Origin of the sequence: Streptococcus ruminicola (assembly GCF_011387195.1) — a bacterium.
GTDB lineage: Bacteria > Bacillota > Bacilli > Lactobacillales > Streptococcaceae > Streptococcus > Streptococcus ruminicola.
This window is the reverse complement of the sequence record NZ_CP046919.1, coordinates 244,100-261,274: the sequence shown is the minus strand read 5'-3', so window position 1 is coordinate 261,274 and position 17,175 is coordinate 244,100. Positions and strand designations below refer to the sequence as shown.

12 protein-coding genes and 1 pseudogene are annotated in these 17,175 nt (G+C 38.0%); 8 read left to right on the top strand and 5 right to left on the bottom strand.

All coding sequences use genetic code 11. The features are described 5' to 3' along the window. Positions 1-7 precede the first annotated feature (7 nt). Positions 8-4,378, bottom strand: a pseudogene (locus tag GPZ88_RS10440) (acyl-CoA dehydratase activase-related protein). A 296-nt stretch (positions 4,379-4,674) separates the two neighbouring features. Between GPZ88_RS10440 and GPZ88_RS01420 the strand changes: the two are divergent. The 8 genes from GPZ88_RS01420 to GPZ88_RS01385 all read left to right on the top strand — a co-directional run bounded on the left by GPZ88_RS01420 (position 4,675) and on the right by GPZ88_RS01385 (position 12,870). After that, positions 4,675-5,286 (top strand): TetR/AcrR family transcriptional regulator, encoded by a 612-nt coding sequence (locus tag GPZ88_RS01420; protein WP_166043106.1) that lies wholly within the window; start codon positions 4,675-4,677, stop codon positions 5,284-5,286. A 72-nt stretch (positions 5,287-5,358) separates the two neighbouring features. Continuing rightward, positions 5,359-6,129 carry a DUF1003 domain-containing protein gene (locus GPZ88_RS01415; RefSeq protein WP_166043104.1) on the top strand — a complete coding sequence of 257 codons (771 nt, stop codon included), beginning with the start codon at positions 5,359-5,361 and terminating at the stop codon, positions 6,127-6,129. Beyond that, positions 6,122-7,012, top strand: a complete 891-nt coding sequence (gene rapZ, locus GPZ88_RS01410) for an RNase adapter RapZ (RefSeq protein WP_039696569.1) — start codon at positions 6,122-6,124, stop codon at positions 7,010-7,012. The genes GPZ88_RS01415 and rapZ overlap by 8 nt, the downstream gene beginning before the upstream one ends. Beyond that, a complete protein-coding gene (locus tag GPZ88_RS01405; protein ID WP_074560648.1) occupies positions 7,009-7,986 on the top strand; it encodes a YvcK family protein in 978 nt (325 codons plus the stop codon). Before rapZ ends, GPZ88_RS01405 begins: the two co-directional genes overlap by 4 nt. Continuing rightward, on the top strand, positions 7,983-8,894 hold the full coding sequence (gene whiA / locus GPZ88_RS01400) for a DNA-binding protein WhiA (protein ID WP_158914223.1): 912 nt from the start codon (positions 7,983-7,985) through the stop codon (positions 8,892-8,894). Before GPZ88_RS01405 ends, whiA begins: the two co-directional genes overlap by 4 nt. A gap of 18 nt (positions 8,895-8,912) precedes the next feature. After that, complete coding sequence (locus GPZ88_RS01395; protein ID WP_166043101.1) at positions 8,913-10,310, top strand: C69 family dipeptidase; 1,398 nt, start codon at positions 8,913-8,915, stop codon at positions 10,308-10,310. Positions 10,311-10,439: 129 nt separating this feature from the next. After that, positions 10,440-11,960: a zinc ABC transporter substrate-binding protein AdcA gene (locus GPZ88_RS01390; RefSeq protein ID WP_166043099.1), complete on the top strand. Its 1,521-nt coding sequence runs from the start codon at positions 10,440-10,442 to the stop codon at positions 11,958-11,960. Between the two features lie 151 nt (positions 11,961-12,111). Then, on the top strand, positions 12,112-12,870 hold the full coding sequence (locus GPZ88_RS01385) for a glucosaminidase domain-containing protein (protein WP_039696574.1): 759 nt from the start codon (positions 12,112-12,114) through the stop codon (positions 12,868-12,870). A gap of 489 nt (positions 12,871-13,359) precedes the next feature. Here GPZ88_RS01385 and GPZ88_RS01380 read toward each other — a convergent pair whose 3' ends face one another. The 4 genes from GPZ88_RS01380 to GPZ88_RS01365 all read right to left on the bottom strand — a co-directional run bounded on the left by GPZ88_RS01380 (position 13,360) and on the right by GPZ88_RS01365 (position 16,989). Beyond that, positions 13,360-13,899 (bottom strand): hypothetical protein, encoded by a 540-nt coding sequence (locus GPZ88_RS01380; RefSeq protein WP_009853857.1) that lies wholly within the window; start codon positions 13,897-13,899, stop codon positions 13,360-13,362. 172 nt (positions 13,900-14,071) lie between these two features. After that, complete coding sequence (mobV, locus tag GPZ88_RS01375; protein WP_009853858.1) at positions 14,072-15,328, bottom strand: MobV family relaxase; 1,257 nt, start codon at positions 15,326-15,328, stop codon at positions 14,072-14,074. Between the two features lie 317 nt (positions 15,329-15,645). Continuing rightward, positions 15,646-16,080, bottom strand: coding sequence for a hypothetical protein (locus tag GPZ88_RS01370; RefSeq protein WP_009853859.1), 435 nt, complete (start codon positions 16,078-16,080; stop codon positions 15,646-15,648). Positions 16,081-16,137: 57 nt separating this feature from the next. Next, a complete protein-coding gene (locus tag GPZ88_RS01365) occupies positions 16,138-16,989 on the bottom strand; it encodes a replication initiation factor family protein (RefSeq protein WP_009853860.1) in 852 nt (283 codons plus the stop codon). Positions 16,990-17,175: the final 186 nt, after the last annotated feature.

Below are 17,175 nucleotides of genomic sequence, written 5' to 3'. Positions count from 1 at the left end.
AAATTGATTAATTTGCTTTTTGCATTTTTTTAGCGGTTGTCATCATCAAGCGAATACGGTTCAATTGGTTAACTTCTGATGAACCTGGGTCGTAATCGATTGGTGAGATATTGGCACCTTTGAATTGTCGGCGGAGTTCTTTTAGCATTCCTTTTCCGACGATGTGGTTTGGAAGACAACCAAATGGTTGAAGACAAACGATATTTTTAACACCATTGTTGAGTAATTCAATCATTTCACCAGTCAAGAACCAACCTTCACCAGTGTGGTTACCGATTGAAACGACTTTTTCAGCACCTTTAGCGATGTCATAGATTGATTCGATACCTTCGAAACGCTCTGATTTTTCAAGAGCTTTGTTCATTGGTTTTTCAAGAAGATTGATGGCATCGATACCAAGTTTTGCTAGGCGTTTTGATTTTTGGCTCATATTGAGCTCATCAGCTTTCCAAATTTGGTTGAAGAGTGAGTAGTTCATAAAGCCAATCAAGTCTGGCACAACGGCTTCGCCACCTTCATTTTCAATGATAGCAACAATGTCGTTATTAGCTGTAGGGGCGTATTTGACCAAGATTTCTCCAACCACACCAACACGTGGTTTTTGACCAAATTCGATGGTTTCAAGATTATCAAAGTCTTTAATGATTCGTTTCATGTTGTGGTTGAATTCGAAGTAAGAGCCGGATTTGACATTCTTACGAGCAATTTCAAGCCATTTTTCGTATAAGGCATTGGCAGAACCTGGAACGGCTTCATAAGGACGAACGCGGTAGAGCACTCGTTCAAAAAGGTCACCGTAAAGTACGCTGATAAGCAGACGTTTGACAAATGGTAAGGTCAAATTCCAACCAGGTGTTTCTTCTGTACCTTGATTTCCCATAGAGACAGAAACCACAGGAATTTGAGGATAGCCAGCGTCTTTTAAGGCTTTTCGCAAGAGCGGAATGTAATTGGTTGCACGGCAACCTCCACCAGTTTGAGTCATCATGACGCTGGTATTGTCGAGGTCGTACTTACCACTTTGAAGTGCTTCGAGCAATTGGCCGATAGTGATGATAGCTGGGTAGCAAGCATCGTTATGGACAAATTTTAGACCAACATCAACAGCCTTTCTGTCCATAGCTGGGAGAATCACAACGTTATAGCCAGCTTGTTTAAAGGCTTCTTCAATTAGACCATTTTGGTGAATTGGTGAAAGCATTGGCATGAGAAGGGTGTGTTTCTTCTTCATATCTTTTGTAAAGATAGGTTCTTTGCTTTCTTCATCAGCTTGGCTGGTAAATTGTGGAGCTTGGTTGAAAATATGATTGAGATTAGCTTTTTTAGCTTTCTTGTCACGTTCTTCAACAGCAGCCTTAAGAGAACGAAGACGAATACGGATGGCACCAAGGTTGCTTCCTTCGTCGATTTTTAAGACAGTGTAAAGCTTGTTGTGAGCTCGCATGATTTCTTCAACTTGATCAGTTGTGACGGCATCAAGCCCGCAACCAAAGCTGTTTAATTGGACTAATTCAAGGTTAGGATTTTTAGAAACGACTTTAGCAGCAGCGTAAAGACGTGAGTGATAAACCCATTGGTTGACCACGCGCAAACCTGAAACTTCTTCAAGTCCAGCTACCATATCTTCTGTTAAAACGTGGAAACCTTCTTGGGTGATGATGTTAGCAATCCCATGATTGATTTCTGGGTCGAGGTGATATGGGCGTCCAGAAAGCACAATTGCTTTTTCGTCGTTGAGAGCTAGTTTACTAAGGAGCTCATCAGCCTTATCTTGTAAATCTTTCTTGAAGTCAGCTAAGACTTGATAGCCATGTTCAACGGCTTCACGAATATCTGCTTCTGTAATGTCATCATAATCTGCAAAGCTTTTGACAAGTGATTTGACAACAGATTCATGGTCGGCCAAGTTAACAAATGGATGGAAGTATTTGACCTCACCATTGCGGATAGGGTCCATGTTTTTTTCGATGACTTCTGGATAACTTTGAACGATTGGGCAGTTGTAGTGGTTAGGTGCTTTGCTATTTTCGATTTGTTCGTAAATGACACTAGGGTAGAAAATGGCATCCACTTTACGCTCGATTAAGCTTTGAATGTGACCGTGCACCATTTTAGCAGGGTAACAAACGGTATCACTTGGGATAGTTTCAATTCCCTTTTCAAATAATCGTTTGTCTGATTTTGGTGAGATTTGAACACGGAACTTCAAGTCAGTAAGAACAGTGTGCCAGAGTGGGTAATTTTCATACATGTTAAGCACACGTGGAACCCCAACAACACCGTGGATAGCGTCACGTTTTGAGAGTGCTTTAAATTTAAAGAGTTTTTTATATTTGTAATCAACCAGATTTTCTTTTTGGTTGCTGCGGTCGAATTTGATTTTAGTTACTTTTTCAGCACCGCGTTCGCAGCGGTTACCAGTAACGAATTTTGAGCCGTCGTTGAAGATGGTAACGGTCAATGCGCAGTTATTTTCACATATACCGCAACGGGTAAATTCTTTTTGAGTGGTAAAGTGATCAAGTTCTTCAAGCCCCATCAAACTTGACTTAGTGCGATTGGCTGTAAGTGATGTTTCAGTCATGCAATCCCTCCTTTACTGTACCGCGCTGACTTCAAGAGTAGCTTCTTGGTTGGCTAGTTCATCTTCGTATTTTTCTTTAGCGATAATAGCGCAGCCATAAGCTCCCATAAGTCCAGCAATGCTTGGTCGAACGACTTCGCGTTCGCTGACGAGTTCAAAGGCACGAAGAACAGCTTCATTGTAGAAAGTTCCACCTTGAACGACTATTTTCTCACCCAAATCTTCGGGACGTTTTAATTTGATAACTTTGTAAAGGGCGTTTTTGATGACAGAGTATGAAAGTCCTGCTGAAATATCAGCAACCGTAGCCCCTTCTTTTTGAACTTGTTTTACCTTAGAGTTCATAAAGACTGTGCAGCGTGACCCTAGGTCGACAGGGTGTTTTGCAAGAAGAGCGACTTTGGCAAAATCTTTGACATCGTATTTAAGAGATTTGGCAAAGGTTTCAATAAATGAGCCGCAACCTGAAGAGCAAGCTTCGTTTAACTGAATACTCGATAAAGCACCATCACGCACACTCATGGCTTTCATATCTTGACCACCAATATCAAGGATAAAGTCAACACCTGGGTTGAAATAATTAGCTGCTTTGAAGTGAGCTACGGTTTCAACTTCACCGTAGTCAACGTGAAGAGCTGCTTTAATCAAATTTTCACCATATCCAGTCACGCAAGAACGAGCAATGAAAGCATCTTCTGGCAATTGATGGTAAAGTTCTTTTAGGATAGCAATGACATTTTCAAGAGGTTGTCCTTGGTTATTGCCGTAGTGTTGGAATAAAATAGCTCCTTTAGGATCTGTGAGGACAACTTTTGAAGTGGTTGAGCCTGCATCGATACCAAGGAAAAGAGGCCCAGAAGCAGTGGTAATGTCTCTGTATTCAACGCTAGCTTCATCGTGACGGGCGCGCCAAGCATCCAGTTCAGCTTGATCTTTGAAAAGAACATCAAGAGTATTTTTAGGAACTAGAGATTGCGAGCTATTATTTTCTAAGTTATGAATGATTCCAGATAAGCTGATTTGAGTTTGGTTCTCATCAAGAGCAGCTCCCATGGCAACGAAAAGTTGTGGATTTTCAGGGAAAATCACATGTTCTGGTTTGATATCAAGGGTCTCAATGAAACGCTTACGAAGTTCACTCATAAAAAAGAGCGGTCCACCAAGAAAGGCGATGTTTCCAGTGATTTTACGCCCAGAAGCTAATCCAGCAATGGTTTGATTGACAACAGCTTGGAAAATCGAAGCTGCAATGTCCTCTTTTCTGGCCCCTTCATTAATTAAGGGTTGGACGTCTGTTTTAGCAAATACCCCACAACGACTGGCAATTGGGTAAATGGTTTCGTAACCTTTGGCAAGTTCATTGACCCCGTTGGCATCTGTTTTTAAAAGTCCAGCCATTTGGTCGATGAAAGCTCCTGTACCGCCGGCACATGTTCCGTTCATGCGTTGTTCAAGGGTATCACCAAAGAAAGTCATTTTGGCATCTTCACCACCAAGCTCGATTACCACATCAGTTTGTGGAATGAATTTTTCAACGGTAGTAGTCGCAGCAATAACTTCTTGGACGAAAGGAATTTCAGCCACATCAGCTAAGCCCATACCTCCAGAACCAGTAATGGCAATACTGACAGTTTGGTCGCCGATTTCAGAAATGGCTTCATTTAAAACCTTGATAGTTGCTGTTTTGACGTCTGAAAAGTGACGCTCATAACGTGAAAATAGTAACTGATAATTATCGTCGAAAATGACAACTTTAACAGTGGTCGATCCGACATCTATACCTGCTTTATACATTAATAAAAAACCTAAAAGTGTTAGAAGGTAGTAGATAAATATCATTCCTAAAAATGACTCATTATCTAGCAACGAATAATGTAGTTACGTCGACAGTTCTTTAACACTATTTCAATCCTTTCTTACTTATCTCACACGCTGTTAATGTCACAACAGAATGTTGCTTATTCAACAGAGTGTTTGTTATAATAGTATTATAAAACACTCATTGTCAATTGCAATCGCTAATTTTTTAACTTGTGTTGTTTAAGCAACACATTCCCGACAATCTGTTGTTTATCTCGGAGGAATAGCTCATGAAACTTACTGATATTCGTTATTTGAGAACAGAAAAATTGATTTTTGATGCCTTTGCCAAACTTCTCAGCGAGAAACCTTATGAGAAAATTACGGTACAAGATATTGCTGATGAAGCCATGATTAATCGTGCCACTTTTTATGCACATTATGCGGACAAAGATGACCTTCAAAAAGGGATTCAGCAACAAGTTCTAGAGCAAATGTCTGACATGATTGATGCAGCACAGATTACAAATGGTGAACGCGTAAAAGTTAAACGAGCTGAGAAACTTTTAACGGACTTTTATCATGGATTGGAGAAAAATGCTGCGATTGCTAAAATTGTTCTAAAAAGCATTTCTCAGGAAGTCATGCAAGAAGAATTTGGAAGTTTGGTACATGAAAAATATGATCATTTGCTTGCGAAACTAAATGTCACTGAATCTGGCGAGCAAGTGCCAACAGAATTTATCGTGGCCTATCTGACCAGTATTTTTTCAGGGACTTTACTTTGGTGGATTAAGTCAAATTTTTCAATGCCAGCAAAAGAACTAGCCCGCTTGGTTTTGACCTTGGTTAGTAATGGCCACCTTACTGTTATGGGCGTCATCATCGACCGAGAAGATTAGTAGAAAAGAGCTGAGAAGTCAGCTTTTTTGTTTTATTTCTGGTATAATGGAACAGACAGAAAGAAGGATCTTATGAGTCAAAAACAGCTAATGCAAGATAGCATTGATCATCACGATTATCCAATTGAAGAGGGAGTTATCATCGATTCTCTGGATATTAGATTACAAGAGATTATCAAAAAGCAGCATCCTGATATTGCTAGTGGTGCCTTTATTAGCCATAAGAATCTGACTTACTATCGTCTTCTTTTTTTAGAGGAGATTATTGATAAAGCCAATCGTAAAAATGATTATGTCCGTGAAGCTGTCTACGATGCGACTAAGCACCAAGGGTATACGGCTTTAGATGTCCAAGACCAATTGGACAGAAAAATCACCTTTGGACAAAAAATTGCTGATGATGTAGCTCGTTTTGGCGGGTCATGGACGTTCATTATCACTTTTATCTGCTTTATGGGAGTTTGGATGGCTTTAAATGTTGTGAAGCCTTTTGGCATTGTATTTGACAAATATCCCTTCATCTTGCTAAACCTTGCTTTGTCAACGCTGGCAGCGATTCAAGCCCCTTTGATTATGATGAGTCAGAACCGTGCTTCAGATTATGATCGCTTGCAAGCCAAAAATGATTACAATGTTAACAAGGTATCAGAAGAAGGAATTCGATTGTTACATACAAAATTGGATCACTTGGTTCAGCAAGACCAGTCGGATTTACTAGAAATTCAGAAATTACAAACGGAAATGTTAGCTTCTTTGACAAAACAATTAGTGAGTATGCAGGAAGAACAGGCACGTTTAGTGGGACAAATTGAAAAAATGAGAAGGAGCGAAGAAAATGTCTGATAAAGAGATTAACTTAGTTATTGTAACTGGGATGAGCGGTGCTGGTAAGACAGTTGCCATTCAATCCTTTGAAGATTTAGGGTATTTTACCATCGATAACATGCCACCAACTTTGGTGCCAAAATTTATTGAATTAGTTGAAAAAACAAGTGACAATAATCGTGTTGCTCTTGTGGTGGACATGCGTAGTCGTCTCTTCTTCAACGAAATTACTTCTGTTTTAGATAAAATTGATTCAAATCCAAAAATTGACTTCAAGATTCTTTTCTTGGATGCAACAGATGGCGAACTGGTAGCTCGTTATAAAGAAACACGTCGTAGTCACCCATTAGCAGCTGATGGACGTATTTTAGACGGAATCAAGTTAGAACGTGAATTGCTTGCGCCTTTGAAAAATTTGAGTCAAAATGTGGTTGATACAACAGAATTAACCCCTCGTCAATTGCGTAAGACAATTTCTGAACAATTTTCAAGTGATGAAAATCAAGCCTCATTTCGTATTGAAGTCATGAGTTTTGGTTTCAAATATGGCCTACCACTCGATGCAGACTTGGTATTTGACGTACGTTTCTTGCCAAATCCATACTACAAACCAGAACTTCGCAATCAAACAGGTCTTGAAAAAGATGTTTATGATTATGTCATGAATCATGAGGAATCAGAAGATTTCTACCAACATTTGATTGGCCTCATTAAACCTATTTTGCCAGGCTACAAAAAAGAAGGAAAATCTGTATTGACTATTGCTATTGGTTGTACAGGTGGTCAACACCGAAGTGTTGCCTTTGCTCATCGCTTGGCTGAAGAGCTAAAAGCGGACTGGGTGGTTAATGAAACCCACCGCGATAAAAATCGTCGCAAGGAGACTGTGAACCGTTCATGAGAAAACCTAAAATTACCGTTATCGGTGGAGGAACAGGGATTCCCGTCATTTTAAATAGTTTGAGACACGAAGAGGTCGATATTACAGCCATCGTAACGGTTGCTGATGATGGAGGCAGTTCAGGAGCCCTGCGTTCGGTTATGCAACTGACACCACCAGGAGACCTTAGAAATGTTCTCGTGGCTATGAGTGATATGCCTAAGTTTTACGAAAAAGTCTTTCAATATCGCTTTGCGCAAGGAGATGGTCCGCTTGCTGGCCACCCTCTTGGAAATCTTATCATTTCAGGAATCGCTGAAATGGAAGGTTCTACTTACAGCGCTATGCAGATTTTGACAAAATTCTTTCACGTTACAGGGAAAATTTACCCAGCAAGTGAAAACCCATTGACCTTGCATGCTGTTTTTAAAGATGGCTATGAAGTCGCTGGTGAGAGTCATATCGCTGGTTATCAAGGAATGATTGACCATGTTTATGTGACCAATACTTACAATGATGACGAACCAACTGCCAGTCGCAAAGTAGTTGATGCAATCATGGATAGTGACATGATTGTCCTTGGACCTGGTTCTTTGTTTACATCAATTTTGCCAAATTTGGTTATTCCTGAAATCAAGCAGGCACTTATTGATACCAAAGCTGAAGTTGCTTATGTTTGTAACATCATGACACAATATGGTGAAACCGAACATTTCACGGATGCTGACCACGTCGAAGTGCTCAATCGTCATCTTGGTAAAGATGTTATTGATACGGTTCTCGTCAATATTCAAAAAGTGCCGCAAGATTACATGGACCACAATAAATTTGATGAATACTTGGTTCAAGTTGAACATGATTTTGCAGGACTTCGTAAGCAAGTCAAACGAGTGATTTCATCTGATTTTCTTCGTTTGGAAAATGGCGGAGCTTTTCACAATGGCGACTATGTCGTTGAAGAATTAATGAACCTTGTGAGGGTGAAGAAGCGATGAGTTTTACAGTAAAAGTTAAAGAAGAATTGTTGAATTTATCGCGATTTGATAAGAGTGAATTATCAGCTATTATCAAAATGTCAGGAAGCCTCGGCTTAACAGGTGCTGGACTGACCTTGTCAATCACAACAGAAAATGCCAAGGTAGCCCGTCATATCTATGAACTGATTGAAACGATTTACCACGTCCAGCCTGAAATCAAGTATCATCAAAAGACAAATCTACGTAAGAATCGTGTTTATACTGTTTTTGTTGCCAAAAATGTCAGAGAAATTTTGAACGACTTGCAGCTGGCTGATTCTTTCTTTGGGATTGAAATGGGAATTACCCCAAGTATCCTAGAAGATGATGACAAGGGACGTGCTTATCTGCGTGGTGCTTTCTTGGCGACTGGGACCATTCGTGACCCAGAGTCAGGAAAATACCAACTGGAAATTTTTTCCGTTTATCAAGACCACGCCGAAGATTTGGCAAACTTGATGCGAAAATTTATCCTTGATGCCAAGGTTATTGAACATAAAAATGGAGCAGTGACCTATTTGCAAAAGGCTGAAGATATCATGGATTTCTTGATTGTCATCGGAGCGATGGAATGTAAAGAAAGCTTTGAAGAAGTTAAGATTATGCGTGAGACGCGCAATGACGTTAACCGTGCCAATAATGCGGAAACAGCTAACATTGCAAAAACCGTGACAGCCAGCATGAAGACTATCAATAATATCATTAAAATTATGGATACCGTTGGACTTGAGACCTTACCAATTGAATTGCAACAAGTGGCTAAGATTCGTGTAGAAAATCCTGATTACTCGATTCAGCAAATTGCAGACCATTTGGAAGGAACTTTGACCAAGAGCGGTGTCAATCATCGATTGCGTAAAATCAATAAAATTGCAAATGAATTATAAGAAAGAGGAGAGTTTATTATGAGTTGCACTACAATTCTTGTCGGTAAAAAAGCGTCATATGATGGTTCAACCATCATTGCTCGAACTGAAGATTCACAAAGTGGTGATTTCACACCGAAACAATTTATCGTGGTTAATCCAGAAGATCAACCACGTCATTATAAATCAGTTTTATCTTCATTTGAAATCGATTTGCCAGACAACCCAATGCGCTACACATCAGTGCCAGATGCTTTGCGTAAAGATGGTATTTGGGGTGAAGCTGGTATCAACGAAGCCAATGTTGCCATGAGTGAGACAGAAACCATCACGACAAATGCGCGTGTCTTGGGTGCTGACCCGCTCGTTGAATCAGGTATTGGTGAAGAAGATATGCTAACATTGGTGCTTCCATATGTTCGCACAGCGCGTGAAGGGGTAGAGCGCCTTGGTGCTATCCTAGAAGAATACGGAACATACGAATCAAATGGTGTGGCTATTTCAGACGTTGATGAAATTTGGTGGTTAGAAACTGTCGGTGGCCACCACTGGATTGCTCGTCGTGTGCCAGATGATTGTTATGTGACAAATCCAAACCAACTTGGTATTGATCATTTCGAATTTAACAATCCTGATGATTACATGTACTCAAGTGACTTGCGTGAATTCATCGAAGATAATAACTTGGATTTGACATATTCAAACGAACACTTCAATCCACGCTATGCTTTTGGTAGTCAACGTGATAAAGACCGTCATTACAACACTCCACGTGCTTGGGCAATGCAACGTTTCTTGAATCCAGAAATCAAACAAGACCCACGCAGTTTCTTTATCCCATGGGCACAAAAACCATACCGCAAAATTACTGTCGAAGATGTGAAATATGTCTTGAGCAATCATTATCAAGATACTGAATTTGACCCATATGGACCAGAAGGTGATGCTGTTAGCCAACGTACCTTCCGTACAATCGGTATCAACCGCACAAGCCAAACAGCTATTCTTCAATTGCGTCCAGACCAACCACACGACACAACAGGTATTCAATGGTTGGCATATGGCTCAATGCCTTTTGGAACAATGGTGCCATTCTTTACTCAAATTTCTACAACACCAGGATATTTTGCAAATACTGGCGAAAATGTTTCAACAGATTCGTTCTACTGGGCAAACCGCTTGATTGCTGCGATTGCTGATCCACATTTCCACCAACACGAAGGTGATATTGAAGCCTATGTTGAAAAAACAATGGCAGCTGGACATGCACGCATCAAACGTGTTGATTGTGCTTTGGCAAATGCTGAAAGCGTTGATTTCGATGCTGAAAACCAAGCTATGAGTGATTACATCCAAGAAGAAACTCAAAAACTTTTGAATAAAATTCTTTTTGATGCAAGCAATCTCATGACAAACCGTTTCTCAGTAAGCGACTAATCGTTCAATCCCTTGAAGTTTTTCAAGGGATTTTTATTTTTTAAGCAAAAAATGCTTGCAAAAAACTAAAAGTTCAGATATACTTTACTGGTAAACTATTAACTTAACTAGTTAAGAAAAGGAGCCATCATGAAGAAGAAATTTCTTTTGTTCATAAATTTACTTGCACTTTTGTTTGCATGGCAAGTTAGCCATATCAAGCAAGTTGCAGCAGATGACAAGATTAAAGTTGTGACAACTTTTTATCCTGTCTATGAGTTCACCAAAGCTGTCACAGGAGATTCAGCCGATGTGTCGATGCTGATTAAAGCAGGAACTGAGCCGCATGATTTTGAACCATCTACAAAAAATGTAGCTACGATTTCAGATGCTGATATGTTTGTCTACATGGATGATAGCATGGAAACATGGGTTAAGAAAGTCAAAAAATCAATTAATTCTGATAACCTAACTATCGTTCGAGCAAGTGGAGATATGCTTCTCATGGCTGGTACAGCTGAAGAAGAAGGCGAAGACCATGACGAGCATGAAGGACATAGTCATGAATATGACCCACATGTCTGGCTCTCACCAAAACGTGCGGTTACCTTGGTTGAAAATATCCGAGATGCTTTTGTTGCTAAATACCCTGATAAAGCTGATACTTTTAAAGCCAACAGCGCAGCTTACATTGAAAAACTCAATGACTTAGATAAAGCCTACACAGATGGACTTTCAAATGCCAAACAAAAAAGCTTCGTGACGCAGCATGCTGCTTTTGGTTATTTAGCACTTGATTATGGTTTGAACCAAATATCAATTGCTGGGATTTCACCAGAAGTAGAACCTTCAGCAAAACGTATTGCAAGCCTTACAAAATACGTTAAAAAATATGATATCAAATACATTTATTTTGAAGAGAATGCGTCAAGTAAAGTTGCTGCAACGCTAGCAGATGAAGCTGGTGTAAAAACAAAAGTTTTAAATCCGCTAGAAAGCTTAACTAACAAACAAATCAAAGCTGGCGAAGATTACTTCTCAGTCATGAAAGAAAATCTGAAAGCTTTGAAATTGACAACTGACGTCAAAGGTAAAGAAATCAAAGCTGAAACAGATGACACCAAAACTGTTCAGCACGGCTATTTCAAAGATAAAGACGTTACTGATCGTAAATTAAGTGATTGGACAGGAAAATGGCAATCTGCTTACCCATACCTTCTTGATGGTACACTTGATCCTGTCTGGGATTATAAAGCCAAAGCTTCAAAAGGTGAACAAACTGCTCAAGAAGTAAAAGACTATTACACAAAAGGTTACCAAACGGACGTTGAACAAATCATCATTGATGGTAAGAAAAACAAAGTTACTTTTGTTCAAAATGGTGAAAAACATACCTACACTTACAAATACGTTGGTCACAAAATTTTGAAATACAAGAAAGGTAACCGTAGTGTTCGTTATTTGTTTGAAACAGATGACAAAGATGCTGGCGAATTCAAATACATTCAATTCAGCGACCATAATATCACATCAACAGACGTTGAACACTTCCATCTCTTCTGGGGTAACAGTAGCCAAGACGAAATTCTAAAAGAAATGGAACATTGGCCAACTTACTTCCCAGCTAAAGAATCTGGTCAAGAAATTGCCCAACACCTTGTTGCTCACTAAAATAACTAAAGGTTTGAATCAAATGATTCAAGCCTTTTCTTTTTAAGGAAAGTGGTAAAAAGCTGATTTTTGAGAGCAGGAACTCGCGTTGCCAGCTTATGAAAACTTTGCTATAATGGGTTAAGATAGCACTTACATTTTAGGAGGCCACGTGAAAGACAAGCAAGTGACAAAATTCTTTTTAGCTTGTTCGACCTTAGTTACTTGTATAACATTGGGAATTAACCTCACTTTCAGACATGCAGCTCACGCTGTTATTGCTGAATCAGGACAAGTTTCCCCAACAGCGACAGCTGATTTTATTACAAGTATTGGCGAAACAGCTCGACAAATTGGTCAAGAAAGAAACCTTTATGCTTCAGTGATGATTGCTCAAGCTGTTTTAGAATCAAGTAGTGGCCAATCAGCACTTAGCCAAGAACCTTATTATAATTTCTTTGGAGTAAAAGGGGCTTATAATGGTAATTCAGTCGTCATGCAGACTTGGGAAGATGATGGCAGTGGAAACACTTATGAGATTGATCAAGCCTTTCGCTCATACAACAGCTTAGCAGATTCGCTCAATGACTATGCTAATTTATTAAGTTGGAATCTTTATGCGGATACTTGGAAGTCAAATACCTCTTCCTATCAAGATGCCACAGCAGCTCTGACTGGTCGTTATGCCACAGATACTGCTTACGCTGATAAGTTAAATGCCTTAATTGAGCAATACGGCTTAACAAGCTACGATGAGCCGTTGGTAACCGATGAAGCTCAAGAAACTACCGAACAAGATAACCAAACTCAACAAACCAATCAAGCTACTGAAACCGTTAATCCGAACCACGTTTGGAACAAATACCGCGGTTCATACACTAGTTCAGATATTCTAGCGGAAGACGAAGCTTGGTTAGCTTATATTAGATAAAAAGAGCGTAAGCTCTTTTTTTGTTGACCTATTTACGGAAAAACAAAAAGCCATTTCGATTGCTCGAAATGACTTCTTGTAATAAATACAATTTCTTATTTTGTGAAACCGTATTTTCCAAACATTATATAAGATATTAGCAAATACCTTTTAAAATAAGGCTTTAACGGATTTTAATTTTAAAAATTTATATATATATTAAGTGTTTATAAACGTATACGGTACTAAAAAGGTACCAAAAATATTAAGTTTCGGAGCTTATAAAACAATGAAATTTCACTCAATTATGTTGAGCGTTTTTTATTTTATAAAAATACTATTATGATAAAAGGCCCCTTGAAAAAGGAGCCTTTTTAAAGAGCTAAGAACCCAATCGGGGATTTACCTGAGCAAGGGCAGGAGGCAGCACCTCTACCTAGTACTCATGAAGAGTACTCTTTGAATGAGTTGTTACCAACTCAAACTCAGTCTTAGCTCATTATCAATATATCATTTCAAATTCTTTTTAGTCAATTTTTTTATATAATTAATTCGCTCAATTGGAAGCATGGTCTTTTCAGATTTAATGAGTCTGTGATATATTCCAAAACGAGTATCATCATTTGAAATATCTTCAATGAATTTCAAATAACCTCTGACATAGTTTTCTTCGTCCGTAGGTGCAATTCCAATTAGCATTTTTCCTTTATGTTCTTCAGATGTTTCATATCCAAATTCTGCATTATATCTTTCTAATTCTTTATCAGTAGCGTAAGCAAAATGGATATTATAATTTTTTAGTTCCTGTTTTATGCAACGAAGTTGTAATTCACTTTCATAAAAATCTTTAAATTCTTTTGTTTCCCTAACAGCTTTAGTGACATCATCTTGAACATCAGATTCAATATCAACATAATTACTATAATCTGTGTGAATAAAAGTCCACCATAATAAATTTAAGAGATTTTTCCCAGTGTATATTGGCTCAATTCCTCCTTTATCCTTTTTTGATAAGTCATGATGAAAGTAATAAAAGGCTTTTTCTGTCATTTTCTTTGCTCCTTGATTTTTTTAATTTATTCCATGGTCTACTTGACAGCAAGTAACCCATGCTATTTTTTTCTAATTTGTCGGTTGTCAGCTCTTCAGTCTGACAACTCGTCAAATTTAGTCTAAATCGCATGGCTTGCTATCAAGTAGCTTTCACGGCATAAAAGTGATACTAGCTATTTTTGTCGACAAGATTTTTAACTTGTCTAACAACTGTCTTGGCTAACCCTATTGGACTTAAGCTATTGACAAGTGAAAGTGTGTTTTGGAAAACTGGCTTTGGCATAAATTCTTTTGCTTTCTCTCTCCAAATAGCCACTTTTTTGTTTAATAGCGTTACTTGACTATCTAAAGTTTTGACTTTGTCTTTTAACTGCCGATTTTCCTGTTTTAATATTAAGTTCTCATCGCTTGTCTTACGATAAGACAATAAGTTTCGTGATAGTTGATTGTTTTCTGATTGGAGTTTATTTAATTCTTGTTTTAATTTAGTGTTATCTGATATATTCTTCTTTGCGGTATGATAGAGTTTTTCGAATGTTTCTTTATCCATTTTTAATTTACCGTCAAATGTTCGTTTGATTAGATTATTTTTTTGTAGATTATCAATGTTAAAGTTATCAAGTTCAGTTAAGTCTATTTTTAAATCTGAAAGTTCCTTGATTTCTTTTTCGTATTTTTCAATAGTTCCGACGGTTTCCCATTCTTTGTTTTCAAGTTCTGAAAGAACTTGTTTTTTATTATCAATATCATTTTGTAGGTTATTTAATTGACTTTTAGCGTTGTCAATTTCGCTGTTTTTCTTATCAATGGCTTTGTCAGCCATTTTTAGTATTTTTTGTTTTTCTTTAAATTCTTCCGTTTTTAGATGCTTTTTCTTACTATCTACCTCACCACGTTGCAAATGGTACCCCTGTTTATTAAGGTATTTGGGTAGTTCATCTTGAATTTCTCTTAATTTTTCTCGGCTTCCAAAAAGTGCTTTGGAGCTTAATTTACCATCTTTCATTGGTACAATTCCCAAATGCATGTGTGGTGTACTTTCATCAAGATGTACACTAGCATAGGCAATGTTAGCTTCTCCATATTTTTCAGCAAAGTAGTTTTTAGCACTTTCAAAGAATTTTTTAGTTTGTTCCTGGTCTAGCGACTCAAAAAACGTTTTATCTGATGTAATAACCCATTCGTTACATAGTACAGCATCTTTACGAATTCCACGACTAGATATGCGATTTTCATTAATATGCTCCTTTATTTGTTTATGGTAAGTTTGAGTTCTGTCACGATTGGTTAGTTCATAGTTAAGGTGAGAACGACTTGGGTCGATATCTTTGTTAGAGTGATTTTTAAAAACACGTTCATTATGATTATAAATACCACTTAATTGACTAGACTTGTATTTTTCCATTCTAGCTACAATATAGCTCATATTTCAAAGCTCCTTTCTCGGCTCAAAAGGTCGCCGAGGTGGTGGCGGAAATTGCCACCACGAATAAGCAACCACACAATTAGTTTTCTCTTAAGAGGTCGGCACTACTTCCATGTAAAGTGTAACGCACTACGCTTTACTTCGTAAAAGTGCGTTCTCCGAAGGGTCTTGCAGACGGCTGGTCGCTCCAAAAATAGTAGCGACATCGGAACAACTCTCGAGCCACAAGAGGAGTTCCGACTATAACTCGCCGAAGCGAGTAGGGCACTTAGTCAGTGCCAAAGGTCGGACGGCTTCGCATTGTCCGACAATTTCCTTTAAAAAAGAGTGAAGCTAATCACAATTAGAAAGCTAAGTACTATCGTAATGATAACAATAAGTAGGATAATCCTCTGTCGTTCTAAACACCTAATGTAATCCAGTAAATCGTATCTTTCTTGAATAAGGTTATTACGATTTTCAAGTGATGAAGTTAATTTATTAGCTAACTTATCTATCCTAATTTGCATGTCTTGTTTTTCTTCTTTATTCGTTTTCTTGAGTTTGTTTAATTCATGCTCTAATTTTATGACATCATTTTCAAAAGCATAATCTTCTAGTATCTTAATGCCTATTAAATCAAGGTTTTCAACCTTTTGGTTGTCTCTATATAAATGACCATTTAATCTGTTTTTATATTTAGTCGACCGTATCTTCTTATATACGGATTGAGTAGTTACTCCTTGACTCTCTGCATAGTCTTTTATTCTCATTTTTAACCTCTCAAAGTATTGGTATTAATGTATTTTCAACCTTTTGGTTGAAAGTATTTAGGGTGTTCGACCACTAAAATAAGCTAATTCTTTTTCAAGTCTCGGGCGTTCATGTTTAAGTAATTCTTTCAAGAGTTCTAAATAGTCTATTTCGGACGTTTTATAACTTTCAAGAATTTTTTTATATTTGGTTCTGGTATTCCTATGTAGTTTTTTCCATACATTTTTATCACGAGTATAAGCCACAAGATAAATCTGTGTTTCAACTGGTAGATCAGTAAAATCAAAGGGTTTAAAAATGATCGAATTAATAACGTCAAATATTTCTTCAACAGAACGATTGCGAAGTTGAAATTCTAAACGCCACCAGTTGGAAAAATGTTTTGCAAATTCTTTTTCTGCGGGGGTTCCATTTTCTAGTTGCTCAATTTTTTTATTATATAGCCTAATTTGTTTTTCTGAGCGAGAAGCACCAAGATACTTTGTTTCAAGTTTTCCTAGATTAGATCTAAATTCTTTTGTTGCAGTTGGTCTGCCTTTTTTCTCTAAAACAAATTCGCTACAATCTACCTCAAATAAATCAAATGCTAAGTCGGCACGGGATATTGAAATATCCTCAAGGCATGGTATAATGGTGTCAATGATTTTTTTATCAATTGGACGGAGTTTATTAGGGTTGAACTCCAGACGGAATGGGCGAGCATGAAAGGCTTGTCCTTTTCTTTTGTCATAATCTATTTTGAGGATAACACGACCCTCAGCCTTAGTAGAAGCATTAAATAGGTCAGTCATAGCAGTAGTCACAATGATTGCAACGTGGCTTTCAACCAATTCTTTTAGTAAATGAAGCTTTTTTGTTTTGACATATGCTGTTATTGTAATGTTATCCAAACTGACTTTTATATCCAAAAAGAACTCCTTTCTTTGATGGTCGCCTATCGGCGCCGATTTTTTTGTCTGCGCAAAGGCTTACGTAAAATGACATTCTCGGGGGAGCAACCCCGAGCCGACTTCGTCGAACCATTTTCATTTTTCTCCAGCCAAACTTGCCAAAAAACGGGTGTAGTGGATGCACATCAGATGTGCACATAGCGG

Coding starts and splice junctions, on each gene's coding strand:
- GPZ88_RS01370 (WP_009853859.1), bottom strand. CDS start 16,080: ATGAGAATAAAAGACTATGCAGAGAGTCAAGGAGTAACTACTCAATCC.
- GPZ88_RS01415 (WP_166043104.1), top strand. CDS start 5,359: ATGAGTCAAAAACAGCTAATGCAAGATAGCATTGATCATCACGATTAT.
- GPZ88_RS01380 (WP_009853857.1), bottom strand. CDS start 13,899: ATGACAGAAAAAGCCTTTTATTACTTTCATCATGACTTATCAAAAAAG.
- mobV (WP_009853858.1), bottom strand. CDS start 15,328: ATGAGCTATATTGTAGCTAGAATGGAAAAATACAAGTCTAGTCAATTA.
- GPZ88_RS01395 (WP_166043101.1), top strand. CDS start 8,913: ATGAGTTGCACTACAATTCTTGTCGGTAAAAAAGCGTCATATGATGGT.
- GPZ88_RS01390 (WP_166043099.1), top strand. CDS start 10,440: ATGAAGAAGAAATTTCTTTTGTTCATAAATTTACTTGCACTTTTGTTT.
- rapZ (WP_039696569.1), top strand. CDS start 6,122: ATGTCTGATAAAGAGATTAACTTAGTTATTGTAACTGGGATGAGCGGT.
- GPZ88_RS01405 (WP_074560648.1), top strand. CDS start 7,009: ATGAGAAAACCTAAAATTACCGTTATCGGTGGAGGAACAGGGATTCCC.
- whiA (WP_158914223.1), top strand. CDS start 7,983: ATGAGTTTTACAGTAAAAGTTAAAGAAGAATTGTTGAATTTATCGCGA.
- GPZ88_RS01420 (WP_166043106.1), top strand. CDS start 4,675: ATGAAACTTACTGATATTCGTTATTTGAGAACAGAAAAATTGATTTTT.